The organism is Aquirufa beregesia (genome assembly GCF_011090385.1).
Taxonomy (GTDB): domain Bacteria; phylum Bacteroidota; class Bacteroidia; order Cytophagales; family Spirosomataceae; genus Aquirufa; species Aquirufa beregesia.
In genome coordinates, this window is record NZ_SEWW01000004.1 from 223357 (window position 1) to 250124 (window position 26768).

The 26768-nt window shown below is 39.9% G+C and carries 32 protein-coding genes; 12 read left to right on the top strand and 20 right to left on the bottom strand.

Annotated features, from left to right (window positions below; translation table 11 throughout):
• Positions 1-3: 3 nt before the first annotated feature.
• From ggt to EWU23_RS08250, 3 genes are read left to right on the top strand one after another with little or no spacing between them, the layout of a single operon-like run.
• Positions 4-1692, top strand: coding sequence for a gamma-glutamyltransferase (ggt, locus tag EWU23_RS08240; protein ID WP_166230674.1), 1689 nt, complete (start codon positions 4-6; stop codon positions 1690-1692).
• Positions 1693-1701: 9 nt separating this feature from the next.
• Positions 1702-2793 (top strand): N-acetylglucosamine-6-phosphate deacetylase, encoded by a 1092-nt coding sequence (nagA, locus tag EWU23_RS08245; RefSeq protein WP_166230677.1) that lies wholly within the window; start codon positions 1702-1704, stop codon positions 2791-2793.
• 1 nt (position 2794) lies between these two features.
• Positions 2795-3940, top strand: coding sequence for a methionine aminotransferase (locus EWU23_RS08250; RefSeq protein WP_166230681.1), 1146 nt, complete (start codon positions 2795-2797; stop codon positions 3938-3940).
• Here the strand turns inward: EWU23_RS08250 and EWU23_RS08255 are convergent.
• Positions 3935-5086 carry a glycerate kinase gene (locus tag EWU23_RS08255; RefSeq protein WP_166230685.1) on the bottom strand — a complete coding sequence of 384 codons (1152 nt, stop codon included), beginning with the start codon at positions 5084-5086 and terminating at the stop codon, positions 3935-3937. The genes EWU23_RS08250 and EWU23_RS08255 overlap by 6 nt on opposite strands.
• A 68-nt stretch (positions 5087-5154) precedes the next feature.
• On the opposite strand from EWU23_RS08255, the gene EWU23_RS08260 reads away from it, so the two are divergent.
• Positions 5155-5544 (top strand): peroxisomal membrane protein PEX14, encoded by a 390-nt coding sequence (locus EWU23_RS08260; RefSeq protein WP_235942180.1) that lies wholly within the window; start codon positions 5155-5157, stop codon positions 5542-5544.
• Here EWU23_RS08260 and EWU23_RS08265 read toward each other — a convergent pair whose 3' ends face one another.
• The 5 genes from EWU23_RS08265 to hisH are packed head-to-tail and all read right to left on the bottom strand — an operon-like array spanning position 5545 to position 8581.
• Positions 5545-5883, bottom strand: a complete 339-nt coding sequence (locus EWU23_RS08265) for a phage holin family protein (protein ID WP_166230688.1) — start codon at positions 5881-5883, stop codon at positions 5545-5547.
• 1 nt (position 5884) lies between these two features.
• Positions 5885-6481, bottom strand: coding sequence for a bifunctional phosphoribosyl-AMP cyclohydrolase/phosphoribosyl-ATP diphosphatase HisIE (gene hisIE, locus EWU23_RS08270; RefSeq protein WP_166230691.1), 597 nt, complete (start codon positions 6479-6481; stop codon positions 5885-5887).
• A gap of 25 nt (positions 6482-6506) precedes the next feature.
• Positions 6507-7262 carry an imidazole glycerol phosphate synthase subunit HisF gene (hisF, locus tag EWU23_RS08275; protein ID WP_166230694.1) on the bottom strand — a complete coding sequence of 252 codons (756 nt, stop codon included), beginning with the start codon at positions 7260-7262 and terminating at the stop codon, positions 6507-6509.
• A complete protein-coding gene (gene hisA / locus EWU23_RS08280) occupies positions 7256-7990 on the bottom strand; it encodes a 1-(5-phosphoribosyl)-5-[(5-phosphoribosylamino)methylideneamino]imidazole-4-carboxamide isomerase (RefSeq protein WP_166230979.1) in 735 nt (244 codons plus the stop codon). Before hisA ends, hisF begins: the two co-directional genes overlap by 7 nt.
• A gap of 3 nt (positions 7991-7993) precedes the next feature.
• On the bottom strand, positions 7994-8581 hold the full coding sequence (gene hisH / locus EWU23_RS08285) for an imidazole glycerol phosphate synthase subunit HisH (protein WP_166230697.1): 588 nt from the start codon (positions 8579-8581) through the stop codon (positions 7994-7996).
• Between the two features lie 92 nt (positions 8582-8673).
• Between hisH and EWU23_RS08290 the strand changes: the two genes are divergently transcribed.
• The gene (locus EWU23_RS08290) at positions 8674-9345 is read left to right on the top strand and encodes a TVP38/TMEM64 family protein (RefSeq protein ID WP_166230700.1); all 672 of its coding nucleotides are present in this window, start codon (positions 8674-8676) and stop codon (positions 9343-9345) included.
• A gap of 105 nt (positions 9346-9450) precedes the next feature.
• The gene (locus tag EWU23_RS08295; protein ID WP_205753122.1) at positions 9451-10689 is read left to right on the top strand and encodes a DEAD/DEAH box helicase; all 1239 of its coding nucleotides are present in this window, start codon (positions 9451-9453) and stop codon (positions 10687-10689) included.
• A gap of 3 nt (positions 10690-10692) precedes the next feature.
• On the opposite strand, the gene EWU23_RS08300 is transcribed toward EWU23_RS08295, so the two are convergent.
• Together EWU23_RS08300 and EWU23_RS08305 are read right to left on the bottom strand one after the other, a co-directional pair.
• Complete coding sequence (locus EWU23_RS08300; protein ID WP_166230703.1) at positions 10693-12090, bottom strand: Gfo/Idh/MocA family protein; 1398 nt, start codon at positions 12088-12090, stop codon at positions 10693-10695.
• Between the two features lie 24 nt (positions 12091-12114).
• Positions 12115-12510 (bottom strand): Dabb family protein, encoded by a 396-nt coding sequence (locus EWU23_RS08305; protein ID WP_166230706.1) that lies wholly within the window; start codon positions 12508-12510, stop codon positions 12115-12117.
• Between the two features lie 108 nt (positions 12511-12618).
• Between EWU23_RS08305 and EWU23_RS08310 the strand changes: the two genes are divergently transcribed.
• The 3 genes from EWU23_RS08310 to EWU23_RS08320 are packed head-to-tail and all read left to right on the top strand — an operon-like array spanning position 12619 to position 15523.
• Positions 12619-13239: a Rossmann-fold NAD(P)-binding domain-containing protein gene (locus EWU23_RS08310; protein WP_317164307.1), complete on the top strand. Its 621-nt coding sequence runs from the start codon at positions 12619-12621 to the stop codon at positions 13237-13239.
• Positions 13240-13290: 51 nt separating this feature from the next.
• The gene (gpmI, locus tag EWU23_RS08315; RefSeq protein ID WP_166230709.1) at positions 13291-14811 is read left to right on the top strand and encodes a 2,3-bisphosphoglycerate-independent phosphoglycerate mutase; all 1521 of its coding nucleotides are present in this window, start codon (positions 13291-13293) and stop codon (positions 14809-14811) included.
• Between the two features lie 52 nt (positions 14812-14863).
• Positions 14864-15523 (top strand): acetyltransferase, encoded by a 660-nt coding sequence (locus tag EWU23_RS08320; RefSeq protein ID WP_166230712.1) that lies wholly within the window; start codon positions 14864-14866, stop codon positions 15521-15523.
• A gap of 190 nt (positions 15524-15713) precedes the next feature.
• On the opposite strand, the gene EWU23_RS08325 is transcribed toward EWU23_RS08320, so the two are convergent.
• Both EWU23_RS08325 and eno read right to left on the bottom strand, forming a co-directional pair.
• Complete coding sequence (locus tag EWU23_RS08325; protein WP_166230715.1) at positions 15714-16031, bottom strand: FtsB family cell division protein; 318 nt, start codon at positions 16029-16031, stop codon at positions 15714-15716.
• Positions 16032-16035: 4 nt separating this feature from the next.
• Positions 16036-17313 (bottom strand): phosphopyruvate hydratase, encoded by a 1278-nt coding sequence (gene eno / locus EWU23_RS08330; RefSeq protein WP_166230718.1) that lies wholly within the window; start codon positions 17311-17313, stop codon positions 16036-16038.
• Between the two features lie 137 nt (positions 17314-17450).
• Between eno and EWU23_RS08335 the strand changes: the two genes are divergently transcribed.
• Positions 17451-18170, top strand: coding sequence for a thioredoxin domain-containing protein (locus tag EWU23_RS08335; protein WP_166230721.1), 720 nt, complete (start codon positions 17451-17453; stop codon positions 18168-18170).
• Here the strand turns inward: EWU23_RS08335 and EWU23_RS08340 are convergent.
• On the bottom strand, positions 18151-19122 hold the full coding sequence (locus EWU23_RS08340; RefSeq protein WP_166230724.1) for an aldo/keto reductase: 972 nt from the start codon (positions 19120-19122) through the stop codon (positions 18151-18153). The genes EWU23_RS08335 and EWU23_RS08340 overlap by 20 nt on opposite strands.
• 286 nt (positions 19123-19408) lie before the next feature.
• Here EWU23_RS08340 and EWU23_RS08345 point away from each other — a divergent pair, with 286 nt between their 5' ends.
• The gene (locus EWU23_RS08345; RefSeq protein WP_166230727.1) at positions 19409-19771 is read left to right on the top strand and encodes a LytR/AlgR family response regulator transcription factor; all 363 of its coding nucleotides are present in this window, start codon (positions 19409-19411) and stop codon (positions 19769-19771) included.
• Between the two features lie 7 nt (positions 19772-19778).
• On the opposite strand, the gene EWU23_RS08350 is transcribed toward EWU23_RS08345, so the two are convergent.
• The 6 genes from EWU23_RS08350 to EWU23_RS08375 form a co-directional block, all read right to left on the bottom strand.
• Positions 19779-20102, bottom strand: coding sequence for a type II toxin-antitoxin system PemK/MazF family toxin (locus tag EWU23_RS08350; RefSeq protein ID WP_166230730.1), 324 nt, complete (start codon positions 20100-20102; stop codon positions 19779-19781).
• Positions 20093-20338, bottom strand: coding sequence for an AbrB/MazE/SpoVT family DNA-binding domain-containing protein (locus EWU23_RS08355; protein WP_166230733.1), 246 nt, complete (start codon positions 20336-20338; stop codon positions 20093-20095). The genes EWU23_RS08350 and EWU23_RS08355 overlap by 10 nt, the downstream gene beginning before the upstream one ends.
• A 234-nt stretch (positions 20339-20572) precedes the next feature.
• On the bottom strand, positions 20573-21067 hold the full coding sequence (locus EWU23_RS08360; RefSeq protein ID WP_166230736.1) for a GNAT family N-acetyltransferase: 495 nt from the start codon (positions 21065-21067) through the stop codon (positions 20573-20575).
• Positions 21068-21069: 2 nt separating this feature from the next.
• Entirely contained in the window at positions 21070-21357 is a 288-nt protein-coding gene (locus EWU23_RS08365) for a type II toxin-antitoxin system TacA family antitoxin (protein ID WP_166230739.1), read from the bottom strand.
• Positions 21358-21594: 237 nt separating this feature from the next.
• A complete protein-coding gene (locus tag EWU23_RS08370; RefSeq protein ID WP_166230742.1) occupies positions 21595-22431 on the bottom strand; it encodes an RES family NAD+ phosphorylase in 837 nt (278 codons plus the stop codon).
• A gap of 200 nt (positions 22432-22631) precedes the next feature.
• Positions 22632-23432, bottom strand: coding sequence for a S1 family peptidase (locus tag EWU23_RS08375; RefSeq protein ID WP_166230745.1), 801 nt, complete (start codon positions 23430-23432; stop codon positions 22632-22634).
• A gap of 78 nt (positions 23433-23510) precedes the next feature.
• On the opposite strand from EWU23_RS08375, the gene EWU23_RS08380 reads away from it, so the two are divergent.
• Complete coding sequence (locus tag EWU23_RS08380; protein ID WP_166230748.1) at positions 23511-24371, top strand: sugar phosphate isomerase/epimerase family protein; 861 nt, start codon at positions 23511-23513, stop codon at positions 24369-24371.
• Here EWU23_RS08380 and EWU23_RS08385 read toward each other — a convergent pair.
• The 3 genes from EWU23_RS08385 to rsmG are packed head-to-tail and all read right to left on the bottom strand — an operon-like array spanning position 24368 to position 26751.
• On the bottom strand, positions 24368-25096 hold the full coding sequence (locus EWU23_RS08385) for a DUF5672 family protein (RefSeq protein WP_166230751.1): 729 nt from the start codon (positions 25094-25096) through the stop codon (positions 24368-24370). The two genes, EWU23_RS08380 and EWU23_RS08385, sit on opposite strands and share 4 nt — an antisense overlap.
• A 1-nt stretch (position 25097) precedes the next feature.
• Positions 25098-26084, bottom strand: a complete 987-nt coding sequence (locus EWU23_RS08390; protein WP_166230754.1) for a glycosyltransferase family 2 protein — start codon at positions 26082-26084, stop codon at positions 25098-25100.
• A 40-nt stretch (positions 26085-26124) separates the two neighbouring features.
• Positions 26125-26751: a 16S rRNA (guanine(527)-N(7))-methyltransferase RsmG gene (gene rsmG / locus EWU23_RS08395; RefSeq protein ID WP_166230757.1), complete on the bottom strand. Its 627-nt coding sequence runs from the start codon at positions 26749-26751 to the stop codon at positions 26125-26127.
• Positions 26752-26768 lie beyond the last annotated feature (17 nt).

Below are 26768 nucleotides of genomic sequence, written 5' to 3' on the forward strand. Positions count from 1 at the left end.
ATCATGAAAAAAGTACTCTTATTCCTTTTATTTCCCTTAAGCCTTATGGCTCAAGATCGGCCTTATGGCAAATTATGGGCTACTCGTTCTGAAGTAATTGCCCAAAATGGCATGGCAGCTACCTCACATCCATTATCTACGCAAGCCGCTTTAGATGTATTAAAAGCCGGAGGAAATGCCATTGATGCCGCCATTGCGGCCAATGCCATGGAAGGTGTCGTAGAACCTCATGTGAATGGAATCGGAGGGGATTTATTTGCCATTGTTTGGGATGCCAAAACAAAAAAACTATATGGATTGAATGGCTCTGGCAGATCGCCAAAATCCTTGACCTTAGCCGAATTGAAAAAGCGTGGCTTGAAACATATTCCAAGTGTGGGTCCTCTTCCCGTGAGTGTACCTGGCTGCGTGGATGCTTGGTTTGAACTGCATAAAAAATTTGGCTCAATGCCCATGTCCAAGGTGCTGGAAAAAGCCGTATCCTACGCTAGAAATGGCTTTCCGGTTCATGGTGAATTTGCCTCGGCATTGCAAAGAGTGGAGGCGAATTACGGAAGATTCCCCAATGTAGCTCAGCATTATTATCCAATGGGTAAGGCACCTGTTATAGGTGATGTGTTTAAAAACCCTAACCTAGCCAATACCTTAGAGCGAATTGGAAAGGAAGGTCGAGATGCCTTTTACAAAGGCGATATGGCCAGAACTATGGATGCTTTCATGAAAAAAAATGGAGGGTTTCTTAGCTATGAAGATTTGGCTACCCATACTTCTACTTGGATTGACCCTGTGTCGGTCAATTATCGTGGATATGATGTTTGGGAATTACCTCCCAATGGACAAGGCATAGCTGCTTTGCAAATGTTGAATATTTTGGAAGGCTATGATTTTTCAAAAATCAAGCATGGTAGTGCAGAACATATTCACTTATTTACCGAAGCTAAAAAATTAGTATTTGAAGACCGTGCTAAGTATTATGCTGATCCAGAGTTTGCTAAAATTCCCGTGGCCAATTTAATCTCTAAATCCTATGCCACTGAGCGCAGAAAATTGATTCAGGCTAACCGCGCTGCCAAGCATTTTGATGCGGGAAATCCAGCTCTAAAAGATGGGGATACGATTTATTTGACCATCGCCGACAAAGACGGAAATATGGTTTCTTTAATTCAAAGTAATTACCGGGGATTTGGTTCTGGCATGATGCCCGATGGTTTAGGGTTTATGTTCCAAGATCGAGGAGAGATGTATAGCTTGAATGAAGGAGAAAATAATACCTTTGCCCCAGGTAAACGTCCTTTTCATACCATCATTCCAGCTTTCGTTACTAAAGACGGACAGCCTTTCTTAAGCTTCGGTGTGATGGGAGGAGCTTTTCAGCCCATGGGTCACGTACAAATTGTGATGAATGTGGTAGATTTTGGTATGAATATCCAAGAAGCGGGAGATGCTCCTAGATTAAATCATGAGGGCTCATCTGAACCCACTGGGGAAGCGATGGAGTTGACGGGTGGAACGATTACTTTGGAAAGTGGATATCCTTATGAGGTTATTCGGGAATTGTTACAAAAAGGACATCAAGTAGGTTTTATGAATGGAATCTACGGAGGCTACCAAGCCATTCGTTGGGATCCTATTAGAAAAGTGTATTTTGGTGCGTCGGAATCTAGAAAAGATGGACAAGCCGCAGGTTATTAATTCAAGTCAATGGTTATTTTAGCAAAAAGAGTTTTTACAGGCTACGAGTGGTTGATGGATCAACAAATTCATGTACATCAAGGCCGTATTCAGGAAATTAAATCAGTAGAAGGAGACCTACAAGGAAGTGGTTTTATCTGTGCTGGATTCATCGATTTACAGGTGTATGGTGGAGGAGAACTTTTGTTTTCCAACCATCCAACGGAAGCCTCCATTGCCAAGACCTTTGAAGAACATCATAAAACGGGGACAACTCATTTTCAGATTACCTTAAACTGTTCTCCTAAGGAAACCATGTGGAAGGCTATTTCCTCGTGTCAATCGTATTTAGCGCAAGGAGGGAAAGGATTGATTGGCTTGCATTTGGAAGGACCTTTTTTTAATCCGATTCGAAAGGGGGCTCATAAAGAAGAATATGTGCAAAAACCTAGCGTAGCTTATATACAAGAAATAGTACAGCGTGCAGGGGATTTACCTATTTATATGACCATTGCTCCTGAAATGTTCTCTGAGGATGCTTTGGATTATATCATCAATAGCCCCATCATGGTGTCTTTAGGGCATTCCGATGCGACGATTGATCAAGCTAATCATGCCTTAGCCAAAGGAGCCAAACGGATTACGCATTTATTTAATGCCATGTCTCAATGGCAAAGTCGTGCGCTTGGTTTAGTGGGAGCAAGCTTTTCGAGTGAAGCCTGGACTAGTATTATTGTGGATGGACTTCATTGTGATTTTCGATCGGTGAAATTGGCCAAAGAATTGAAGAAAAATCGTTTGTTTTTGATTACTGATGCGGTGACTCATGACGTGTCGGGGCCCTATTTATTTGATAAAAAGGATGGTAAATTTTCCAATGAGTCTGGTACCTTATCAGGGTCGGCCTTGACCATGGAACAGGCTATTCAAAATTGTGTTTATCAGGTAGGAATGGATGTGGAAGAAGCCATTCGCATGGCCACCCTTTATCCAGCTCAAGTAGCTAATTTAGAACAGGATTTGGGGACGGTTGAAGTTGGGAAAAAAGCTTGTCTGATACATATGAGTGATGATTTAAAAGTCCAACAAGTGTGGTTGGATGGAGAACCTTTGATGGATTAATATGATTAGCTTTCCTTCCAAACAAGCTCAAGTACAAACCACTATTTTTACGAAAATGTCGGCCTTGGCTGCCGAGCATGGAGCCTTGAATTTGTCTCAAGGCTTTCCGGGATTTGATTGTTCTGAGGAACTTCAAGCTTTGTTGGCATTTTATTCCAAAGGCCATAATCAATATGCCCCCATGGCTGGAGTGCCAATATTTAAGCAAAGTATTGCCGATAAAACCAGTCTTTTCTATGGCATTGATATCGATGCTAACAAAGAAGTAACGGTCGTTTCGGGTGCTACGGAGGCCTTATTTTGTGCTATTCATTGTTGTGTGTTTCCAGGCGATGAGGTCATCATGTTTGATCCAAGTTATGATGCGTATGACCCTGCTGTTCGATTGGCGGGAGGTATTCCTATTCATTTATCCATGGATGCCCAAAACGGCTTTCAAATTGATTGGGAAGAGCTAGCTCGCACCATTTCTCCCAAGACTCGGGCTATCATGGTGAATAGTCCACATAATCCCACTGGGGCTATTTGGACTGAAAATGATTTACATGCTTTGGCCGAAATAGTGAAAGGAACCAACATCCTGATTATTTCAGATGAGGTGTATGAACACATTGTTTTTGACGGTCAAAAGCATTATTCGGTTTTGTTACATCCAGAGCTACGTCAACGTAGTTTTGTTTGTGGGTCTTTTGGAAAAACCTATCACATTACGGGTTGGAAGATTGGTTATTGTTTAGCTCCTGAATACTTAACCCGAGAATTTCAAAAATTACATCAATGGGTGACCTTTTCCAGTGCCACCCCTTTGCAGTATGCTTTGTCTGATTACCTAAAAGAACCAGCTCATTATTTGGGTCTTTCTGCATTTTACCAAAGAAAAAGGGATTTATTTGCCTCCGCTTTTGAAGGAAGTAAATGGAAACTATTGCCCAGCCATGGTAGCTTTTTTCAATGTATGGATTATCGCGAGATTAGTCATGAAAAGGATGTGGATTTGGCGGAAAGGTTGACTAAAGAAATCAAAGTGGCCTCCATTCCCATTTCTGTATTTTATGAAAAAGCACCAGGAGATACGATTTTACGTTTTTGTTTTGCCAAATCGGATGAGGTATTATTAGAAGCGGCTCATCGATTGGTGCAATTATAGTTTCAAATGTTCTCCAATCTGACGTAAATAAGAAGCCGCTTGGCTCATGGCCTCCTCTAAACGAATGGGTGGAACTAAAATGGGATAAACCGGGATATGCTGCATGGATTCCGGTATTTTGTCTTCATCTTGTAATCCTCCACAAACCAAAATAATGGGTTTTTGAAGTGCTTGACTGTGTTGAATGACCGTTGAGATTAATTTTCCTTCCCAAGATTGTACATCAATTTTTCCCTCCCCACTGATGATGACATCGGCTTGTGCGGCATGTTGATCAAAAGAGACTAAATCCAAGATCCATTCCGAGGCTAAATGTATACTGGCTTGTAAGAAGAATATCGCTCCCGCCCCTAGACCTCCTGCTGCCCCTGCACCAGGGCTTTGGGCAATTTCTTGCTTGGGATAGAAAGTGGCCATATTGATCAGTCCATGATCCAATTGTCTAATCAAAGTTTCGTCAGCTCCTTTTTGTTTGGCAAAAACATGAGCTGCCCCTTGCGGGCCATACAGCACATTGCGTACATCGGTGGCTACCTGAAATTGAACTTGTCTTAATTGATCTTCTATTTGACTTGGGATAATTTGACGGATATGCATCAAATTTTCGCCAATAGGGGCTAATTCTTTTCCATTTTCATCTAAAAAAAGGAATCCTAGTGCCGCAGCCATACCCATTCCGGCATCGTTGGTAGCTGAGCCTCCCACGGTTAAGGTAATTCGTTTAGCTCCTTGATTCATGGCATGTAGAATGAGCTCTCCCGTTCCAAAAGTGCTCGTCAATGCCGGATTTCGTTCTTCTTTTTTGAGTAATTCTATTCCTGATGCACGGGACATTTCGATAAAGGCGTGTTGACTTTCCTTCACCCAAAGGTAGGGGGCTTCTATGGGCCTAAAAAGTGGGTCTTTTACCATGACCTTGACCCATTCCCCCCCGAAAATTTCTCGGATAACATCTAAGGTCCCTTCACCACCATCTGCCAATGGTAGTGATTGGATGATGGTATCAGGATAGGACTTTTTAATTCCTAGGGCTAAAGCCTGACAGACTTCTGCGGCAGTTAAGGAATCTTTAAATTTGTCAGGACAAAGTAATACGCGCATCACATAAATTTGGTCTGAATTTACCAACAATTTGCCTAAATCCATGAATTTATCCCATGGAGCTTTCCTGTCGGGAATCCTTTCTGTATTTTTGATTTTTCAAACAGAGCCCTATGTTCCCATCTTTCCGATTTTATGGTTTTTTTATGCTTATAGGGCTTTTATCTTCTTGTACCAAACAGCCTGATTTACGTGGTTTTGATGTAGATAAATTTGTGCAAGATGAGGCAGGTTGCCAAGGAAGTAGAAGTTCACAGGTTGCTTGGCTAAAAGCGCACAAAGAGAATTTAAAAGGCGTGAGTTCCAATGATATTGAGGATATATTAGGTAAACCGGATATCCAACAATTGGCAGATCGCAATCAAGAATACTACATTTATTTCTTAGAGAAAGGACCCCATTGTGATAAAATCACTAATCCTTCACAAGCCTATTGCATGGCTTTCCGTTTCAGTGCCATTGGATTAGCCACAGAAATTACCTTTCAAAACGGTTTACCTTGATTATTTGGTGAACCAACCCACCACCGTACTAGCGAAACTTACGAGAAAACTGAAGATTAAAGGGGCCACAAATCCGCTTACCTGAAATCCAGGAACATATAATTCAGTTAAATACACGATGGCCACATTGATGACCAAGGAAAATAAACCAAGGGTTAAGAAGGTGATGGGAAAACTGATGATATGTAGGAAAGGCTTAACAAAGGAATTTAGGAATCCCATGACTAATGCCACTAGAAGTGCGGTGGTGAATCCATCCACCACAATCCCTTTTAAATAGCGAGGAATGATTAAAATCACTCCTGCAATGATGATGTAACGAATGATGAATCCAATCATGTTATTTGGCGTGTCTTTGTTGTAGCAATTTAACAATTTCTTCTAAACCAATTCCTCGATCTTCGAGCAATACCAATAAGTGAAAGACTAAATCGGCGGCTTCGCCTTTGAATAATTCATCATTGTTGGACATGGCTTCAATCACTAATTCCACGGCCTCTTCCCCTACTTTTTGTGCTACTTTATTAGTCCCTTTTTGGAATAAAGAAGCCGTATAAGAGGTGTCTGCTGAAGCGCCTTTTCTAGAACGAATGATGTGTTTTAAATAATCTAACCAAGCTGCATTATCCTGATTGGAGGTGTTGAAACAGGTATCAGTACCTTTATGACAAGCCGGACCAACGGGGTCCACTTGGATTAACAAGGTATCTTGATCGCAATCCAATAGGATGTTTTTAACATGAAAGAAATTTCCTGAAGTTTCGCCTTTTGTCCATAATCGCTCTTTCGATCGGGAATAAAAAGTAACAATATTGTCAGCCTGTGTTTTGAAATAGGCTTCCTCGTTCATGTATCCAAGCATTAATACTTGCAATGTCGAGGCATCCTGAATAACAGCAGGTAGTAATCCTTTAGAAAAATCGGGGCTTGAGTTCATCTTGTCAAAAATTCTTGTGAATGTATTAAATACGCATCGGAATTCCTTTGCTGGCTAGGTAATTCTTTAAATCTAAAATAGCTATTTCTTTGAAGTGAAAAATACTAGCCGCTAAGCCAGCATCGGCTTTCCCTTCGGTGAATACTTCATAAAAATGCTCCATGCTTCCTGCCCCTCCTGAGGCAATGATCGGTATGGAAGAATTCGATGAAACGGTGGCTGTAAGTGCATTGGCAAATCCAGCTTTGGTTCCATCCGCATCCATACTGGTCAATAGGATTTCCCCTGCTCCTCTATTCTCTACTTCTTTGGCCCATGGAATGGTCTGAATCTCGGTAATTTTTCTTCCTCCATGCGTATGTACCCAATCTGTCCCATCTACCCAACGGGTATCGATGGCCACAATAATGCACTGAGAGCCAAATTGTAGGGCTAATTCATCAATTAAATCGGGATTTCTAACGGCCGAAGAGTTGATAGACACCTTATCCGCACCAGCATTTAATAAGACCGAAACATCTTGAATGGAAGATATCCCTCCACCCACCGTGAAAGGAATATTGACATGTCTAGCTACTTCTCGTACCAAATTGACCAAGGTTTTCCGGTCATCCACGGTGGCCGTGATATCCAAAAAAACCAATTCATCGGCCCCTTCTTGTGCATATAAGGCTCCCAACTCTACGGGATCTCCCGCATCACGCAAATCCACAAAGTTGGTGCCTTTGACGGTTCTACCATCTTTGATGTCCAAGCAAGGAATGATTCTTTTAGTTAACATGCAGATTCTTTGGCAAAGGTGGCTAATTCCGCTAAACTAATTCGTCCTTCATAAAAGGCCTTTCCTACAATTACGCCAAAAATATTCATGTCGCGCAGTCGGTATAAATCATCTAAACAAGCCACCCCGCCACTCGCAATGAGCTGCAGTTCGGGTTCTTGGGCTTGAATTTTTTCGTATAAATCAAAACTTGGCCCTTGTAAAAGACCATCTTTGGCTACGTCGGTCGAAATCACATATTTCACCCCAGCAGCACAGTAATCTTTCAAGAAATCAAATATAGAGATGTTGGAGTTTTCCTGCCAACCGGATACCGCAATTTGCTCATGGTGGGCATCTGCTCCTAAAATGATTTTATCGGCACCATATTTTTTTAACCAAGTTCTGACTAATTCGGGTTGTCTTACGGCAATACTTCCCGCTGTAATTTGTTTGGCCCCAGCAGAAAAAGCCATATCAATCATTTCGTCGGACTGAACCCCTCCTCCGAAATCGATGTGTAAATTCGTCCCATGCGCAATTCTTTCCAATACATGTGCATTGACGATTTTCTTGGCTTTGGCTCCATCTAAATCCACCAAATGCAATCGTTGGATTCCAGCTCCCTCAAATTCTTTCGCAATTTCCAATGGGTCAGCATGGTACACTTTTTTTTGAGCATAATCACCCTGAGTCAAGCGAACACATTGGCCTCCTATTAAATCAATGGCGGGAATAAGTTGGAACATCATTTATAAAGCGAGAAAATTTTCAATAATTCGTTGGCCAGCCATACCACTAATTTCCGCGTGGAACTGGGCCGCATAGAAATTGTCCTGATGAAGCATAGCCGAAAATGGCTGTACATACTCACAAACAGCCGTTGTTAAAGGATTCACAGGTACATAAAAGGAGTGTACAAAGTAGACGAACTCCTCTTTTTTTAATCCTTCCATCAAAGGATTATCTTGATTAGCTTGGATGGAATTCCAGCCTACATGCGGGATTTTCAATTCATTGGATTGAAAGCGTTTAACTTCTACATCAAATACACCCATGCAAGTAGTGTCGTTTTCTTCCGAATGCTTACATAGTAATTGCATACCAATGCAGGTGGCTAAAACGGGTTGCTTTAATTGAGGGATAAGCAGGTCAAGTCCTTTTTCTTTCAAATGAGCCATGGCCGTGCTTGCCTCACCCACACCAGGGAAGATTACTTTATCCGCTTGGCGCAGAATAGCCTCATCGTCTGTCCATGTATATGGCATCCCGATTCGATCGAGTGCGTACATCACGGAGGCAACATTCCCTGCATTGTATTTAACGATGGCAATTTCCATGGGCTTTCTTTCTGGGTAAACAGCCTTGCAAAGGTAGGCAAATAGGCTGGATTATGAAATTCCCCTATCTTTGTTGTTCTATCTCTTTCCACATGCGCTTCCGGAAAAAACTCTTTTTTGAAATTGCTTACCTGCTGTGGATGGGTCTATTACCCTTTATTTCGAGCCTTGCTTTAGGCTATTTGGCTGTTTCCAACCCGAGCTTTTTTCTAAACCTGAGTGTTAGTCAACAAGTGTTTTTTTGGGTAGCCACCGTATTTGTGATGGGTTTAGCTTTATGCCCAACTACTTTTTTGGCCCTGTTTGTAGGCTATATCTGGGGTTTTCAAGGCATTTGGCCTTTGATTGTAGCCTACAGTTTAGCCTCAATATTAGGTTTTGGTATGGCCAAATTATGGAAAGGACATGCCATGATTCGCTGGATTAAACGCACGAAAAAAGGAGCTCAGTTTTTATCCAATGTTCAGGCTCAGTCTTTTTCTTGGGTTTTTCTAGCCCGGCTTTCGCCTATATTTCCCTTTGCCATCACCAATGCCATGATGTCTTTTTTGGGGGTCAGCTTCCTAGATTTTTGTTTGGCTGGGATGATTGGTATGTTACCTCGAACGGCGCTTGCCGTCTGGACCGGTACTCAAGCCAAGAGCTGGGAATATCTACTTCATCATCCGGAATCTTTTTCTTGGCAGGATGGAGCCAGTTTAGTATTATTGGTTTTTTCGGGGCTTGGTATGTACTTCTTAGCCAAGAGGCAGGTTAAAGCATAGTCTAGAATTGGGCATTTCTTAAAAACAAAGAAATGTGAGATATAAGGCGTAAATTTGCCTCAGCATATCCTTGGTAGGATATGGCATCATTTTAATCAAACTATTTTGACATTTAAAGAATTAGGTCTGGCCGACAGCCTTTTAGCAGGAATTGATTCCATGGGCTACAAGACCGCTACTCCCGTACAATCGCAAGTTATTCAACCGATTTTGGAAGGGAGAGATATCATTGCTTCAGCACAAACCGGTACAGGTAAAACGGCCGCATTCTTGCTGCCCATTGTGAATAAAATTATTACAGAGCCGCATGCTGAAAATAAAATCAATGCCTTAATCATTGTTCCAACTCGTGAATTGGCGATCCAAATCGCAGACAATATGGAGGGTTTAGGGTATTTTACGAATGTCTCCTGCATTGCCGTATATGGCGGAGGGGATGGTCAATCTTTTACGACAGAAAAGACGGCTTTAACGAGCGGTTGTGATATTGTCGTTTGTACTCCTGGCAGAATGATTGCCCATTTAAATATGGGTTATGTTAATCTCAAAGAGGTAAAGTATCTGGTGCTGGATGAGGCAGACCGTATGTTGGATATGGGCTTCCAAGATGATTTAATTAAAATCACCTCCTTTTTGAGTCCAGAGCGTCAGAACCTCTTGTTTTCAGCCACCATGCCACATAAAATGCGGGAATTGGCCAGGAAATTATTGAAGAATCCTGTTGAAATCAACATTGCCGTATCTAAACCCCCAGAGCAAATTGTTCAAGAGGCTTTTGTGGTATTTGAAGAACAAAAATCTCCGTTGATTAAGCATTTGCTACGTTTGAAGGAGTATAGTCGGGTGATCATTTTTTGTTCTAGAAAGCAAAATGTGAAAACACTGACTACGGATTTAAAAAGAGCCAAATTTAAAGTGGAAGAAATTCACTCGGATTTGGAACAGGATGTTCGTGAACAAGTATTGCAAGATTTTAGAAATAAGAAGACAACGATCTTGGTGGCAACCGATATTTTAAGTCGGGGTATTGACATCGACGAAATAGAATTGGTTATCAATTACGATGTGCCCAACGATGGAGAAGATTACATCCACCGCATTGGTCGTACAGCGAGGGCAGAAAGTCAAGGTACTGCCTATACCCTAATCAGCCCAGCTGAACAGCGGAAATTTGCTAGTATTGAGAAATTATTAGAAAAAGAAGTCACCAAATCCCCCATTCCAGAAGAATTTGGAGCTGGCCCCGCTTATGAGCCAGCCTTACAAAAGGCTGGCGATAAGGGGCGAAATTTCTCTGGTCCCAAAAAGGGAGGCAAGAAGTTCTGGGGAAAAAAGAAGCAGTAAGCTTTATTTTTGAGCCTTCACTCCTGTGCTTCCTCCTTGAGCTAAGGTGATGTCTACAGGGGTGTTGGACTTCCAACTTCCACGAGTAAAATCAGGGACATTCATGGAGCGAGATCTGTTTTTAACAGACATTTCGCTCAATGGTCCAACTGCGCTCCAAGTAGCAGCATCGTAGACGTTTTGATCTAATGGCAGTCCATTTCTTAAGCAATCGATCAAGCGCCAATCCATCATAAAGTCCATGCCTCCGTGCCCGCCAATTTGCTTAGCTAATTCACCAATCTTGGCCACGATCGGGGGCGCATATTTCTTTTCTAATTCTGCCATTTCTGCTGCTGAAATCCAGTTGTGATGATGATCCGAAATTTTGGCATCTGGGTATTTTACGGCCATACCTTTGGTCCCACTCAATAAATGAATACGTGAGTATGGACGAGAAGTAGATACGTCATGTTGCACCATCATCGTTTTGCCTTTCACGGTTCGGATGGTGGTGGTATTCATGTTTCCACGGAAACTCTTATTGGTGAATTGTTGGTAGAAAGGGTCTTTTGCTGCCAATTCCACGGCACGTGCGTGCATAGAGAAATCATTGGTGGAAGTAGATACCAAATAATCCATTTGATCTCCACGGTTGATATCCAACAATTGGCAAATAGGGCCTAAACCGTGAGTCGGATATAAATTACCATTGCGCAGATTCTCTTTCAAACGCCAGCTTTGGTAATAGGTACTTTGAGTAAAATTATGATCTAATAAATCATGTAAATAGGCTCCTTCGGCATGGATGATTTCTCCGAAATATCCTTGACGAGCCATATTGAGTGTTAATAATTCAAAGAAGTCATAGCAACAGTTTTCCAGCATCATACAATGCTTTTTGGTCTTCTCCGAAGTCTCTACTAATTGCCAACATTCTTCCAAGGTGGTGGCAGCCGGAACCTCAACGGCCACATGCTTACCTTGTTTCATGGCATAAACGGCCATAGGTGTATGCAAATGCCATGGGGTAGCAATGTAGATTAAATCGATATCTGGTCGGTCGCACATGGCTTTCCATGCTTCCTCTTTTTCACCATAGACAATGGGTTGAATGCCCATTTTACCTAAAGCATTAAGAGCGGCAGCCGTCTTTTCTTTTCGGATATCACAGACTGCCACGGTCTTTACTCCATCTATGCGATTAACTCGTGTGATGGCTCCTGAACCGCGGTTTCCTAATCCAATAAATCCTATACGGACTGTTTCAATTTTAGGGGCAGCGTAGCCCGACATGTTAAATACTTGCTTACCTTGTTCTACCTGCATGCTGGTAGCCAAGTCTTTGATTTCCCATTTGGCAGATCCGCCTAGTGCGGCTAATCCACTCAATTTGAGAAAGTCTCTCCGATTGTTATTCATAGTAAAAATAGGTTGTTGGTCAAATTAAATAGCTTGGGAATCGATTACTTGAACCTTACCCCAAAGATGCTTGTTGTCATCGATGAACTTTTTATGCAAAGGATGGTATAAATATTCTTTTTCTTTTTCGGCATCTGCAAAAGTCAATACCACAGAAAAAGTATAACTTCCCTCGGTAACAGGTTTATCGAAATCCGTAATGATGGGTTTGCCAACATGGGCAGACTGAATCATGGGAAGGCCTCCAAGAGATTTGAGGGCTTTGAACAGTTGGTTTTTTTCGGCCTCGTTGTTCGGGTTTTTAGCCCAAAACAATACGTGATGGATGAAATTCATAGAAGGAGTAGCTCCTGAACCTGCTAGTGCTGAACCTGCGGCTAAAAGGCCAGATTGCTGTAAAAATTCGCGACGATTGTTCATGTGTTCTTTTAAATTTAAACTCAAATTTTCATAATTCAATTCTACCATGAAAAATTCAAAAATCAAAGTAATCGTAACGGGGGTTACCGGTATGGTGGGGAAGGTGTCATGCATGAATGTTTACTTTCACCTCATGTGGAAGAAGTATTGGTCATTAGTCGTCGTCCTTCAGGTAAATCTCATCCCAAATTAAAAGAGATTATTTTGAAAGATTTTTATCAAACGGAGGAGTTGGAAGAACAAGTCAAAGGTTATGATGCTTGTTATTTTTGTTTGGGAGTGACATCCATTGGGAAAAACGAGGCAGCATATACGCAGGTAACTTATGACCTGACTTTGGGCTTTGCTAAAGCCATAGAAAAATATAATCCCCAATTAACGTTTGTATATGTTTCGGGTAAAAGCACCGATGCAACAGAAAAGGGGAGTTTGATGTGGGCGAGGGTCAAAGGAAAGACAGAAAATGATCTTAGAAAATGGCATTTTAAAGCCGCTTATGCCTTTCGACCAGGGATGATACATCCTACCCCAGGTTTGCAACACGCTTTACCGTTTTATCAATATATTAACTGGATGTACCCGTTTTTGAGATGGATAGCGCCAAACATGGTATGTACCTTAAAGGAGTTGGGACAGGCTATGATAGCTGTCACGATACATGGATATGACAAAAGCGTCATTGAAGTGGCAGATATTGTTCATTTATCAAAAGTTCTAGAGGAGGAATAGCCAATTTTTTCCCTGATTTTGGCTAATTTTATAGGAAATAAATGTAATACCGTGAATAAGAAAGTTGTACTGATGATATTAGATGGTTGGGGAATTGCTACCAACCCAAAGGTTTCTGCCATAGATGCAGCCAATATCCCCTTTGTTAAATCCTTATATACCCAATACCCTCATTCCAAATTAGAGGCATCTGGTTTAGCTGTAGGCCTTCCTGAAGGTCAAATGGGTAACTCAGAAGTAGGTCACATGAATTTGGGTGCTGGTCGTATTGTATACCAAAATTTGGTCAGAATTAATAAAGCAGTTACAGAAAATACGCTAGGCCAGGAGCCTGAATTAGCGAAAGCTTTTGAATATGCTAAAAAAGAAGGTAAAGCTGTACATTTTATGGGCCTTGTTTCCGATGGGGGTGTTCACGCACACATTGAGCATTTGAAATCATTGTTGAGCACAGCTCAAGAGGCGCAATTGCCTAAGGTTTTTGTTCATGCATTTACGGACGGGCGAGATACTGATCCTAAATCTGGCTTGAAGTTTATGACGGATTTAGTTCAACATTGCGACAAGACTGGTGCTCATGTTGCTTCAGTGACAGGTCGTTATTTTGCTATGGACCGAGATAACCGTTGGGAGCGTGTGGCATTGGCTTACCATGCGATGGTGGATGCAGAAGGTCATTTGACTCAAGATGTGATTCAGGCCATTAAGGATAGCTATGCGGCCGATGTAACGGATGAATTTATCAAGCCAATCATAGCAACAGATGCAAATGGTACTTCATTGGCGAAAATAGCCGAGGGGGATGTGGTGATTTGTTTCAATTTCCGTACTGACCGTGGACGTGAAATAACACAAGCTTTAACGCAGAAGGATTTCCATGAGGAAAACATGCACCGCTTGAATTTGTATTATTTGACCATGACGGAATACGACAAAGAGTTTAACAACGTACATGTCATATTCAATGACTCTAACCTACCGATGACCCTAGGCGAAGTGTTGGAAGGAGCAGGCAAGAAGCAGATTCGTATTGCTGAAACAGAAAAGTACCCTCACGTAACCTTCTTCTTTTCAGGAGGACGCGAGACCCCATTTGTGGGGCAAACGAATATTTTAAGAAATTCTCCTAAGGTGGCAACGTATGATTTGCAGCCTGAAATGTCAGCCGCGGATTTGCGAGATGCCTTGATTCCGGAATTGGAGAAAGAAGAAGTGGATTTTGTGTGTTTAAATTTTGCTAATCCTGACATGGTGGGTCATACAGGTGTTTTTTCAGCCGTAGTGAAAGCGGTAGAAACGGTGGACCAATGTGCGGAGGCAGTAGTGAAAGCTGGTTTGGCACATGGATATAGCTTCATCATCATTGCTGACCACGGAAATGCCGACATGATGATCAATGAGGATGGATCACCTAATACGGCACACTCCACCAATTTAGTGCCATGTATTTTAGTAGATGCCCATGATCACCCGACCATGTCGAACGGTAAATTAGGGGATATTGCGCCTACTATCTTAAAGTTAATGGGGGTAGAACAACCTAAAGAAATGACAGGAGTAGCCTTGTTTTAAAAATTTCTGTCACATGTACGTTTTTGTTTGAATCATTGGATCGATTGAATATATGGGAAAGGTTATCATTTTTGGAAATACACAGTCAGCAGAATTAGCTTTATATTATTTACAGAACGATAGTGAACATGAAGTTGCAGGCTTTACGGTTGAGGAACAGTACATTAAAGAGCGTGAATTTCATGGATTACCTTTAGTTCCATTTGAAACTGTAGAACAACATTTTCCACCTGTTGACTACCTGTTTTTTGCACCGATGACGGCAGCAGGAATGAACCAAGTTCGGGCAAGGGTTTATGAACAAGGCTTGGAAAAAGGGTATAAGTACATTTCGTATATTAGCTCACATGCCACCGTCTTGACAGATAAAATTGGAGAGAATTGCTTCATTTTAGAAGATAATACGATACAGCCTTATGTGCAGATTGGTAACAACTGTGTGTTATGGTCTGGGAATCACATTGGTCATCATAGCAGGATTGGCAACCACGTATTTTTTACTTCGCAAATAGTGCTTTCTGGTAATTGCCAAGTGAACGACTATTGTTTCTTTGGTGTCAATGCTACCATCCGTGACAGTTCTGTGATTGGCGAAGGAACCTTTGTTAGTATGGGCGCTACGGTCATGAAACAAAGAACGGAGCCGTGGAGTGTATGGAAAGGAAATGCGGCAGAGAAATCCACTATTTCCAGCAAGGATTTAAAGTTTTAATGGAGAGGTTTTGAGGTAGAAAAGGAATTTTCCCCTAACGCTGGCAAGGTTCCAAACCTTGACAGCGTTGTGGAAAACGATTAAGATTCCACTCTTATTGTCCAAGAAATTGATAATCAAATCCTTAAGAAGATTATACGCTTAGTCTGAAAGACATAAAAAAAGCTCCCATCCAATGGGAGCTTTTTTATTAGGGTTCCAAGGGTTTATTTTCCTCATCTACGATGACAAAAATATCCTCGTTGGGTCGCTTCATCAGATACTTTTCCCGCGCATATTTTTCCAACAAGGCTGGATTTCCGACCACCATGCGGCGCTCTTTTTCCAGTTCTTTTAGTTTTTGTTGGTAAAAAGCTTTCTCATTTTTCATCACTCTAAGCTCGTTCCAAAGACGGTATTGTACCCGAAGGTCATTGGTATCTAGAAAGAACATCCAAACTAGCATAATACTAGTAGAGATTACGTAGAAGCGATATTTTCCAAAAAAAAGCCCTTTAACGCGATCCATGTTCTTAGAAATTCAAACCTGGGAAATATGCGTTAGCACCTAATTCCTCCTCAATACGAAGCAATTGGTTGTATTTAGCCATACGATCAGAACGTGAAGCAGAACCCGTTTTGATTTGACCTGTATTTAAAGCTACAGCCAAGTCAGCGATGGTCGCATCTTCCGTCTCTCCTGAACGGTGTGACATGATGTTTTTGTAAGAATTGCGTTTCGCCAAGTTTACCGTATCAATTGTTTCAGTTAATGAACCGATTTGGTTTACTTTTACCAAAACAGCATTAGCTACACCTTGCTCAATACCTTGTTGTAAACGCTTCACATTCGTTACGAATAAATCGTCTCCTACCAATTGGCACTTAGAACCGATCAATTTAGTTTGTTCAGCCCAACCTGCCCAATCATCTTCCGCCATACCATCTTCAATCGAAATGATTGGGTATTTGTTCACCCAAGTCTGCCAATAAGCAGCCATTTCCATATTGTTCAATTGTTTTCCGTCAGATTTTTTGAAGGTATACAATCCAGTTTTCTCATCGAAGAATTCAGAAGAAGCGGCATCCATAGCGATGAAGATTTCCTCACCTGGTTTGTAGCCTGCTTTTTCGATCGATTGTAATACGATTTCAATAGCCTCTTCGTTTGACTTGATGTTTGGTGCAAAACCACCTTCATCGCCTACGTTGGTTGAATATCCTTTGCTTTTCAATACGCCTTTCAAAGCATGGAAAACCTCTGTACCCATACGTAATGCATGAGAGAAACTTTCTGCCTTAGCTGGCATAACCATGAACTCTTGAAAGTCAATGCTGTTATCAGCATGAGAACCACCATTTAAGATGTTCATCATAGGCACAGGAAGTGTGTTGGCGTTTACTCCACCGATGTAACGGTAAAGTGGAAGACCCGCTTCTTGAGCAGCTGCTTTGGCTATTGCCATAGAAACACCTAAAATAGCGTTAGCTCCTAATTTTCCTTTATTATGTGTACCGTCTAATTCGATCATCAAACGGTCGATCATGTTCTGCTCAGATACCTCTAGGCCCCATAATTCCTCTGCGATAGTTGTGTTTACGTTTTCTACGGCTTTTAAAACGCCTTTTCCTACATAAACAGATTTATCATCATCGCGTAATTCCACTGCTTCATGGATACCTGTAGAGGCTCCGGAAGGAACGGCTGCACGACCGAAAGCGCCATCTTCTGTTTTGATGTCTACCTCGATTGTGGGATTTCCACGTGAATCTAAAATTTGTCTTGCGTGAACGTACTGTATTGCACTCATCGTATAATTATTATTGTGAATAAATGGATTACGTTGTAATTGATTAAATTGCCATGCAAAATAACGTATTTTTTAGATAAAATCACTGATTTACCGAAAGTCAGCTGCTTAAATCGCTGATAATTAATGAAATAATAATGAAAGCTAAATTCCTTTTTTCCTCTCTTTTCGCCTTTTCTATTCTTTTTTCGTGGCAGGCTTATGCCCAGACTGCTGAAGTAGAGGTCTTTGAAAAAAAGATTCAAGAGAACCCTACTGCCATTTTATTGGATGTACGAACCTCCGGAGAATTTGGTGGAGGCCATTTGCCTAAGGCATTGAATATCGATTTTCGGTCAGTCGATTTTGCTGAGCAAATCAAGAAATTGTCCAAAGATAAGCCTGTATTGATTTATTGTCTTTCAGGAGGGCGCTCTGCACAAGCGGCGGAATTGATGCGTAAGGAAGGATTTCAAGTGACAGAATTGAAAGGCGGGTATTTGAAATGGACGACCAAATTGAAACCTTTGGAGGGAGTGCCGAATGTGGCTCACGATAAAGGTTGGGATCTAGCAGAATTTACCAAGAAAATACAAAGTGAAAAGGCCGTTGTTGTGGATTTTTATGCCAAATGGTGCGCCCCATGCCTAAAAATGATGCCTACTGTAGACAAACTAACACAGGATTATACGGGTAAGGTGACGGTGCTGAAAGTGGAGGCTGATGGCAATCAAGCTATTTTACAGTCTTTTGGGATAGACGAAATCCCGAGCTTTTTGGTTTTCCAAGGTGGAAAATTACTCCAAAAAACATCGGGATTCAGGGAAGAAGCTCAGTTAAAAGAGCTCTTTGATCAATCTATTGGGACCACTCGGTAGGCTGTCTTTCCCAGCGGTGTTGTTTTAGCTCTTCCAAAAGACTTGGAGCTAATCCTTGTCCGTCGGAAGTGCCAATGTTACTTTTCACATGTTTGATTTTTCTCATTCCTGGGATAATAGTGCCTACGTCAGGATTTGACAAGATAAAACGTAGTGCCATTTCAGGCATGTCCATGTTGGCTGGAACCAATGGTTTTAGTGCATTAGCATGGTCTACACTAGAAGTTAAATTTTCTGGAACGAAATAAGTGGAACGCCAATCGTCGGCTGGGAAAGTAGTAGTATAATCCAATAAGCCAGTTAAGCTTCCTTCATCTAATGGTACACGAGCGATGACGCCGATGTCTAATTTTTGACAAAGCGGGAACAATTGATCTTCTGGGTTTTGGTCAAAGATGTTATATATCACCTGAACAGAAGAAAACAAGTTCGTTTCTAATGAACGAAGGCAATTATGGGGTTCCCAACGGTTAACTGAAATTCCCCAATGTTTCACTTTGCCCTCTTGTGTTAATTTTTGGACAGCCTCTTTCCAGTCATCATTGTCTGCCCAAGCATCCTCCCAAACATGGAATTGTTGCAAATCTATTTGCTCCACACCTAAGTTTTTAAGGCTTTTTTCCGTGTACTCAATGATGTGTTGAGCGGGGAAACAATCCTTTAATTCAAAATGAGATTTGGAGGGCCAAATGAAGTTTTTAGGCGGAATTTTGGTGGCTGCATACAATTGTTTGTCGGCATGCTTTTTTAATAGCGTACCCAAAATTTGTTCAGATAAGCCTTCTCCATAACCCCATGCGGTATCGAAGAAATTACAGCCTAATTCTACGGATAATTCTAAGGATTTTTGAACTTCATTGTCGTCGGAACCTGTCCAACCAGCTAGGCCCCACATCCCATAGCCTACTTCACTTATTTGCCAATTTGTTTTGCCAAAACGTCTGTATTTCATGTTGTATTTTTTTCTTAAAGGTAAGGATTTTCTCAAAGCCGCCTGACCTGCAAATAAGTATTTGGGTTTATTTTAGCTTGTAATTAAATTAAGTTTTGAGAGATATTTTCCACGATTTGTGTTTGAACACATTATTGAAAGCGAATGAATTGTTAAAATAAAAGGGCCTACATGTTGTTTAAAAGCGTTAATAACACAAATAACGTGAAATATAAATTTTTATTTAGGAACATTGCCTAGCTTTACATCGTATTAGTTCCCTGTGTCCGATTAATCTACTCAATTTATGAAAAATGTTAATTCTGTTTCTAGCGACGAGAAGTTGTTGATAAATTTAGGAACCTTTAAAGTTTGCCCTACTTGTATTTTGTTTATCCGCGGAGAAGGAAATTATTCCAATATTTTTCTGAAAGATGGTCGCAAGGTTCTTTCTTGTCGGACTTTGAAATTCTTTGAAACTCTATTGCAAGATTATGGATTTATTCGCCCTTCCAAATCGGCTTTAGTCAATCCCACCTATATATCGTCTATTGATTTAAAAATTGCTAAAGTTATTAAGTTGAACAACGATGTCAACATTTCCATTTCCCGTCGCCAAGTAAGACCTTTGCGCGATTTTTTTAGTAATAAAGCTTTAGTGGGGGCATAGTAGAAGTTTAATCTACATAAGTTTCTTGTAGTGTTCTTTTCAGTTGTGCAATTTCCGTGGCATGTAGAAATTCCATTGTTTTGATGATCCGTTTTCGGTCGATGGTGCGGATTTGGTCCAATACCACCCAACCTTGGGTTTCATTAAAGCGAACAGAGACACGGGTGGGATAAGCTTTGCTTTGGCTGGTCATGGGTGCTATGACGATAGTCTGCAAATATTGATTCATCTCATTCGGAGAAATAACAACACAGGGACGTGTTTTTTTCATTTCACTTCCTTGGGTGGGGTCCAGATTGACAAGCACGATTTGGTATTGCTTTATTTCCATGCTTCTAAGGATTCATCTTCGAATACATCGGGTATCAGTAATTGATCTTCTTGGTTTTCACTCATTTGTTGGAATGCTTCAGTCCAGCCTTTTCTAGCTTTTTGAATAGGTTTTAAAACAATGCAATCTTCCTGTAAAATGAGTTCAATGCTGTCTTCTATTTGATATTTTTCGAGCATTGTTTTTGAAAGACGTATGCCTTTTGAGTTTCCAATAGCTATGATGGAGATTTTCATATGAATGAATTTGTAATTACAAAGTTATTACAAAAATGAATATTCCAATGTATTGAACTAGAACTTTCAGAGGATGAATCAAAACTTACTAGCATTTACATCATCTATATTAATTCGAATTTGAGCATTGAAAGTGACAAAATCTAGCTGTTAGGAAAATAAACAGTTTGTTGATAATTGGTCGGATTAAAACTCTTTTAATAGTCCCTTTGGAAAAAATTATAAAGCTTGTCCTTATTTGAATAACTCCTTTAGCGTTTTCATGGCAATGAACATTTTGCCACTATCAGGTAATGTAATAAAACCAAATTGTTCATAGAAAACATGGGCTTCTGAATCGATGGGATCTACTACGACGGCAAATGACCCCATTTGAAGAGATGCTTTAAAACTTCTTTTGAGGGCATCAATGAGTAAGATTTTACCTAAACCTTTTCCTTGGAATTTTTTATCTACAGCTAATCTTCCTAGGAGACTAATAGGGATGGAGGAATAGGATGGAGGTAGTTTCTTTTGGACGGACTCGGGGAAATGATGTAATGGAATACTGTAATTAGAAAGTGTATAGAAGCCTTGAATCGGGCTAGAGGAGGGTTCCGTCAGTACAAAACATGCGGCTAGTTTTCTTTTTACATCTTGGGAGGCTTGTGTTTTAACATAATTGTTTAGTAAGTCTTTTCCGCAATCAAAGTCTGCTCGTTCATGTTTGGAATCTAATAATTCAATCATGATTAAATCTTAGCTGTCCATTGTTGGTATTCTTGCAAGGCCTTTTTCAAACCTTCTGAGGGTTCATTAGCATGCGTTAAAGCATCAAAAAATAGTTGAGCATCCTTTTCACTGGCAAGAATCAATTCTTGTTGCTGGATGATCTCTTGAGCTTTTTCTTGTGCAGATTGAAATACAAAATCACTGAGGTTTCTGTAGCCACCTAGTGTTGCGGCTTTTTCAAATAATTGCTTTTGTTCTTTGGGAAGTCTAGCATCAAACCGACTTTGCTCTTTTATGCTGCTTTTCATTCTTACTATTTTTTGTAAATGTACGTATTTTGTACGTACATTTATTCAATTAATTGATTTTATCTTGATTATAGGTAAAAATATTAGATGAAGATAAATTCCAACTCTCAAAGTGGAAAAAATGGTACTTTATTGTTGATTTGGTCGTGAGATCTATTATAATTCAAATTGAACTAATGCAACGATTCGTATTCCACTGTTTTGTATATGTTGATGTAGTGAATATTTGTGGTGTTATTATGATTTAATTAAATCTAGAAGTTTAAATGTTTCTGAGTTTGGTACAACATTACATCTTTTTAAATAGCTTATTGAAATTTCTCCATCCTTTTTTTGAATAAGACATTTGTTAACCTGTATCAGTTGCAATCCATCTGCAACAGCTGGACACAAAGCTATGCATAATCCATTCTCTGCACTTCTAACGCTTGGATATAAGATTCCGTCAAATCCAGTTTTAGATATTAAATTTGAAAATAAAGCAGAAATGTAGTATTCATGATTATTTCCAGACTTTACATTTTTAGAAAATTCTTTAGATAAAAATTGTAGATAAGCTAATCCTTTTTCTTTCAAATAAGAAAAATTATTTAAGTGTGTTAGATATGCAAGTTTTATTTCTTCTAAGTAATTAATTGTATAAATTTTCGTTGGATCAAAAATAGTAGCCAAAGTAATTGGTTCTTGAACTTGCCATGTTCCCATTGTAATTATTCTTTCACCCATGGGAATTAAATCATCTCTTAACAGCTCACTGATTTCACAGCAAGCTGTTATTCTTGCTAGACCTTGATTTTGATTTCCTGTAACTACAGAGGCGTAAAACATCGTGTTTTCTGGAGTGCTTGCCTTTAAATATTTAGTATTAAAATTTGAAGGAGCATAAGACATTCTCTGTACAGTTGAAAAATCTAATTGGCCATCACAGTTTCTTTGTGCACGCTCTAATAAAGTTCCTTTTGGATAGACAGTTTTTAAAATGGGTAATGGTCTAATATTATTAATTAAAGAATAAATTTCTTCTATTGGTGTATTTTGTAAATTAATTGCCATTAAGCTTTTCAGATTTTCCATTTGATTTTTCTTATTTTTAGAAATTGCTTTGGAAAAGGGATGTCCTGTTTGGAATTATTTCAATGACCCAGGGTTTGATCAGTATAGAAATGAAACTAAATTAATCAATTTAATTGATGCCTTTAAAAATGCACATTCGTAAATGTTTAAAAAATAACACTATTGATATTTCATAGTGTTGTAAGATTTTGAATAGCTTGTTAGATAGGTACTCCAATTGGGTTTGCCCTAATTAATTCTAAGGCAACTTCTATTCCATAAGAAATAATGATGCCTGTATTTGTTTTTATCTGAACATTGATCTCTTGATTATTTTGTATGGCATTTTCAACCTGAAATCTATAGGCAGAGATAATACCAGCTAATTTAAAGGTTTGACTTTGTTGATGAAAGTATATGACTGGGCCTCCAGAAAACCCTGGGTTATTCATTCCATCTAGATATAAAACCTTTTTTTGTTTCTCTATAATGAAATTAGATAAAATCCCTTTTTTAATGAATGGTATTGGGAAATCTGAATTCAGAGAAGCTATTTCTGATTTTAGGCCAAATGGAAATCCTAAGAAATAAATATCTTGACTGTAAAATACATCATTTGAACTTGCATCAATACTTTCACCTCCTATGATGCCAGTTGGTACAGAAAATACTGATATATCAGAATCTTTTGAGTGCCCAACTATTGTGATTTTATGTTTATTCCAATCTTCCTTGTAATTTAATTCTAAAAAATCTCCCGTTTCTAAGCCATTAATTACATGATTTGCAGTAATGTAATATTGTTTTTTGTTTACATCTAAAATAAAACAACTGCCAGTAGCTCCATTATTCCTAATGTGGATTGTACGATATATTATACTTGTTGGAACCATATCGAATAAAATTATTTTGAGAACAGAAATAAAGGATGAAAAATTTATTAAACCTATTTTTTGCAAATGATTTTTTATATAGTTTTTAAAAATTGAATCAATACCAAAATTATTATCTTCCCCCCCCAAAACTTATTCCCTCAATTCATTTCATTTATTTCTCGGAATAGTTAAATTCGTGGATATCTATTTTATCACATTAATACAATGGAAAGAAGAATATTTTTAAAAGGCTTAGCCTTAGGAGTTTCGGGTCTATACGCTCACTCCAGCCTTGCTGCCAACCCTTATTTAGGGCCTTTGGGTGTGCAATTATATACTGTCCGTGACGCCGTAGCCAAAGACCTGGAAGGTTCCTTGGAGAAATTGGCCGGCCTAGGATATAAAAACCTAGAAATCTACGGATACAATGGTACTTTCTTTGGCAAAACTGCCCATGAATTTAAAACCATCCTAGATCGCGTGGGCTTAAAAGTGGTTAGCTCTCACCATACCTCAGGTATCGCCATCAAATCCAAAGGTACTTTGTCGGACGGATGGCAAAAGGCCGTGGAAGATTTACACCACGTAGGTGCAGAGTTCATGGTTTGTGCCTTCTTATTCCCAAATGAGCGTAGCACAGATCATTACAAGGCCCTACCTAACTTATTGACTAGTTCGGGTGAAGCAACTAAATCGGCAGGTATTCAGTTTGCCTACCATAACCACGATTTTGAATTTGTGAAGTCGGCAGATTTTATTCCTTATGATTTTATCTTACAAAATACTTCGCCTGACTTGGTGAAAATGGAAGCTGACTTATATTGGTTTGGTCGTGCAGGGATAGATCCAGTGGCTTATTTTGAGAAACACCCAGGTCGTTTCCCACTTTGGCACGTCAAAGACATGGAAGCAGGAACTAAAGTATTTACTGAGGTAGGAAACGGTACCATTGATTTTGACCGCATCTTTGCTGCTAGAAAAGCCGCAGGTTTGAAATACTGGTTCGTAGAGCAAGACGTGAGTAAGCGTGATCCTTTTGAAAGCTTAAAAATCAGTCGCGATTATTTAGCAAAGAAGAATTACTAGGATTCTTTTTCTTCCATATAAGGTTCCCAAAAGCTAGGATTGTATTTTTCCCAAGCATGGCAACCAAAGGGTAATTTCCCTGCATTAAGCTGAAGGCTGATTTGTGGGTTTTGTTCAAATGCGAAGGCCAAGGCCTCTTTCCAAGTAGGTAATTTGAGCAAAAAGCGAAGCGGAAAGGCTCTTTTATGGTAGACTGAAAAAAGTGAATCTTCATTGGCTGGCCAAGTGCCAAATAGCCGATGATACCAGTTTAAAAATTTGATAATGGGGGCCACTTTTCGTAAGGATAGGCCTCCATTCATCATGATGGGCTCTATCAAAGGCCAATGGAAGGCATCTTTATTTTCCCAATGCTTCTTCTTCAATTTGGGCGCTCCTATATAATCATAGCCTTTTTGGCACCAAGCCACCAAATCATCTTGGAATACATAAGCGTCTAATTGGTAAATCAGAATAAACTCATGTTGGACGAATCGCTCATAAAAAGCAGGGTCAATCAATAAATGATTGTAGGATTTGGTACTTGTAAAAAAAGAAGGAGGAAAATAAGCCAAATTGGCCTCTGGAAAATGCTCTTGTACATAAGGGGCATTTAAACCCTCAGGTAGCACAAAATGAATGGGGTAGTGGCCTAATATTTTTTTGCACTGGAGCAAAGACTTTTGTTCCAATGACGAAATAGTTTCTTTATAAATAGGAATAAGGATTCCCACCAATGTTTGCATGTTATTCAATAATATCACCTAAAACGGGATGCCACCACTTGCCTCCGTCATGCAATTTATAACCTCCTTGCAAAACTCCTTTCAAAACCGGCCAAATTCTTAGCAATCGGTTGTTGGCTAAGCTGGCGCGCATTTGGTAATGCAACATCCGACTGGCTACTTTTTTCAAGGCATTTTCAGGGGCTTTTCCACTGGTTTTCAAATAATGGAATAGGGCAGTAGAATCCGTGGCTTTCTTCTCTATCTGGGCTAATTTTACTTCTCTAGAACGCTTGAATCGGTCTATGAGGGAGACGGCTTTCTTTTCACTTTTGAGACCTACTTGCTGGCTATCATGTTCCCGGTACTGAATCAATGGCTCTTTGACAAAGGCGATGCGGTTGGTCATGGACAGGTACAAGGCAATCCAACCATCATGAATGAGTTCAGGTATGATGTGGGGCGTCGGGAATACTTCTTTTTTTACTTGAGAACGGATGGCTAATGCGGCTCCTGTGACGACATAGCCTTTCAATAAGATATCAAAGGAACGACCTGCCTTCCATGCCTCTTGTAAAGGCTCAATGAATTCAATTTGTTCAAAGCTGGTTTTTCCGGTGGGTTTACCCGCCCGGTCTATCATGATGGCATTGGAGAATACCGCATCTTTATCGGGATACTGTTCCAAATAGCGGACCAATGTCTCTACTTTGTGTGGTAACCAAAGGTCATCTTGATCACTAAAAAATATGATATCTCCTGTGCAGGCTTGTACGCACATTTCGAAGTTTTTACTGCTGCCTACATTCTTTTCATTCTGATGGATGTGGACCTTAAATGGCACCTTTTGTTTGAATGCGTCTAAAATTTCTAAGCTTTTGTCGCTAGAACCATCGTCAAAAACAACGAGCTCATCGATGGCTAGTGTTTGTGAAGCTATACTTTCCAGTTGATATGGGAGGTATTTTTCGCCGTTATAGGTACAAAGAGCAACTGAAATATGGGGCATTCAAACAGATTAAAAATTCAATATAAGGAATAAACGGTGTTTACATGGGTACGTAAACCACTTTTTTAGTCTCAAAAAACTCTTCGTTGAAGATTTCTCCCAACTCAAATAGTTTATGTTTTTTGCCAAACTCGGCCAATTCTTCCGTTAAATCACCTCCTTTTAAATACAGAATACCATTTCTTTGGGTATGGAAATGGTTAGGACTGATCTTGTTGTTTACCCAATAGTAAAATGGAGTGATGCGGGTCACCGCCCGACTTACCACAAATTCAAAGTCCTGATCCAGATCTTCAACTCGGGTATGTAATGCAGTTACATTCTCTAAACCAAGGGATGCGGCAACACCTTCCACGACTTTGATTTTTTTACCTATGCTATCTACCAAGGTAAACGTACATTGAGGGAATAAAATCGCCAAAGGAATACCTGGAAAGCCCCCGCCTGTTCCTACGTCCAGGATTTCAGTGCCTGGTCGGAAATTAATAATCTTAGCGATTCCCAAAGAATGAAGTACATGATGTAGCATCAGGTTATCAATATCCTTTCTGGAAATGACATTGATTTTTTCATTCCATTCCTGATACAAAGGATAGAGCATTTCGAATTGCTCCAATTGTTTGGATGTCAGTTCTGGAAAGTAATTTTTGATGATATCGGCTTTCATTTCTTTTTCAAAGTGCA

Coding starts and splice junctions, on each gene's coding strand:
- ggt (WP_166230674.1), top strand. CDS start 4: ATGAAAAAAGTACTCTTATTCCTTTTATTTCCCTTAAGCCTTATGGCT.
- nagA (WP_166230677.1), top strand. CDS start 1,702: ATGGTTATTTTAGCAAAAAGAGTTTTTACAGGCTACGAGTGGTTGATG.
- EWU23_RS08250 (WP_166230681.1), top strand. CDS start 2,795: ATGATTAGCTTTCCTTCCAAACAAGCTCAAGTACAAACCACTATTTTT.
- EWU23_RS08255 (WP_166230685.1), bottom strand. CDS start 5,086: ATGGATTTAGGCAAATTGTTGGTAAATTCAGACCAAATTTATGTGATG.
- EWU23_RS08260 (WP_235942180.1), top strand. CDS start 5,155: ATGTTCCCATCTTTCCGATTTTATGGTTTTTTTATGCTTATAGGGCTT.
- EWU23_RS08265 (WP_166230688.1), bottom strand. CDS start 5,883: ATGATTGGATTCATCATTCGTTACATCATCATTGCAGGAGTGATTTTA.
- hisIE (WP_166230691.1), bottom strand. CDS start 6,481: ATGAACTCAAGCCCCGATTTTTCTAAAGGATTACTACCTGCTGTTATT.
- hisF (WP_166230694.1), bottom strand. CDS start 7,262: ATGTTAACTAAAAGAATCATTCCTTGCTTGGACATCAAAGATGGTAGA.
- hisA (WP_166230979.1), bottom strand. CDS start 7,990: ATGTTCCAACTTATTCCCGCCATTGATTTAATAGGAGGCCAATGTGTT.
- hisH (WP_166230697.1), bottom strand. CDS start 8,581: ATGGAAATTGCCATCGTTAAATACAATGCAGGGAATGTTGCCTCCGTG.
- EWU23_RS08290 (WP_166230700.1), top strand. CDS start 8,674: ATGCGCTTCCGGAAAAAACTCTTTTTTGAAATTGCTTACCTGCTGTGG.
- EWU23_RS08300 (WP_166230703.1), bottom strand. CDS start 12,090: ATGAATAACAATCGGAGAGACTTTCTCAAATTGAGTGGATTAGCCGCA.
- EWU23_RS08305 (WP_166230706.1), bottom strand. CDS start 12,510: ATGAACAATCGTCGCGAATTTTTACAGCAATCTGGCCTTTTAGCCGCA.
- EWU23_RS08310 (WP_317164307.1), top strand. CDS start 12,619: ATGCATGAATGTTTACTTTCACCTCATGTGGAAGAAGTATTGGTCATT.
- EWU23_RS08320 (WP_166230712.1), top strand. CDS start 14,864: ATGGGAAAGGTTATCATTTTTGGAAATACACAGTCAGCAGAATTAGCT.
- EWU23_RS08325 (WP_166230715.1), bottom strand. CDS start 16,031: ATGGATCGCGTTAAAGGGCTTTTTTTTGGAAAATATCGCTTCTACGTA.
- eno (WP_166230718.1), bottom strand. CDS start 17,313: ATGAGTGCAATACAGTACGTTCACGCAAGACAAATTTTAGATTCACGT.
- EWU23_RS08335 (WP_166230721.1), top strand. CDS start 17,451: ATGAAAGCTAAATTCCTTTTTTCCTCTCTTTTCGCCTTTTCTATTCTT.
- EWU23_RS08340 (WP_166230724.1), bottom strand. CDS start 19,122: ATGAAATACAGACGTTTTGGCAAAACAAATTGGCAAATAAGTGAAGTA.
- EWU23_RS08345 (WP_166230727.1), top strand. CDS start 19,409: ATGAAAAATGTTAATTCTGTTTCTAGCGACGAGAAGTTGTTGATAAAT.
- EWU23_RS08350 (WP_166230730.1), bottom strand. CDS start 20,102: ATGGAAATAAAGCAATACCAAATCGTGCTTGTCAATCTGGACCCCACC.
- EWU23_RS08355 (WP_166230733.1), bottom strand. CDS start 20,338: ATGAAAATCTCCATCATAGCTATTGGAAACTCAAAAGGCATACGTCTT.
- EWU23_RS08360 (WP_166230736.1), bottom strand. CDS start 21,067: ATGATTGAATTATTAGATTCCAAACATGAACGAGCAGACTTTGATTGC.
- EWU23_RS08365 (WP_166230739.1), bottom strand. CDS start 21,357: ATGAAAAGCAGCATAAAAGAGCAAAGTCGGTTTGATGCTAGACTTCCC.
- EWU23_RS08370 (WP_166230742.1), bottom strand. CDS start 22,431: ATGGAAAATCTGAAAAGCTTAATGGCAATTAATTTACAAAATACACCA.
- EWU23_RS08380 (WP_166230748.1), top strand. CDS start 23,511: ATGGAAAGAAGAATATTTTTAAAAGGCTTAGCCTTAGGAGTTTCGGGT.
- EWU23_RS08385 (WP_166230751.1), bottom strand. CDS start 25,096: ATGCAAACATTGGTGGGAATCCTTATTCCTATTTATAAAGAAACTATT.
- EWU23_RS08390 (WP_166230754.1), bottom strand. CDS start 26,084: ATGCCCCATATTTCAGTTGCTCTTTGTACCTATAACGGCGAAAAATAC.
- rsmG (WP_166230757.1), bottom strand. CDS start 26,751: ATGAAAGCCGATATCATCAAAAATTACTTTCCAGAACTGACATCCAAA.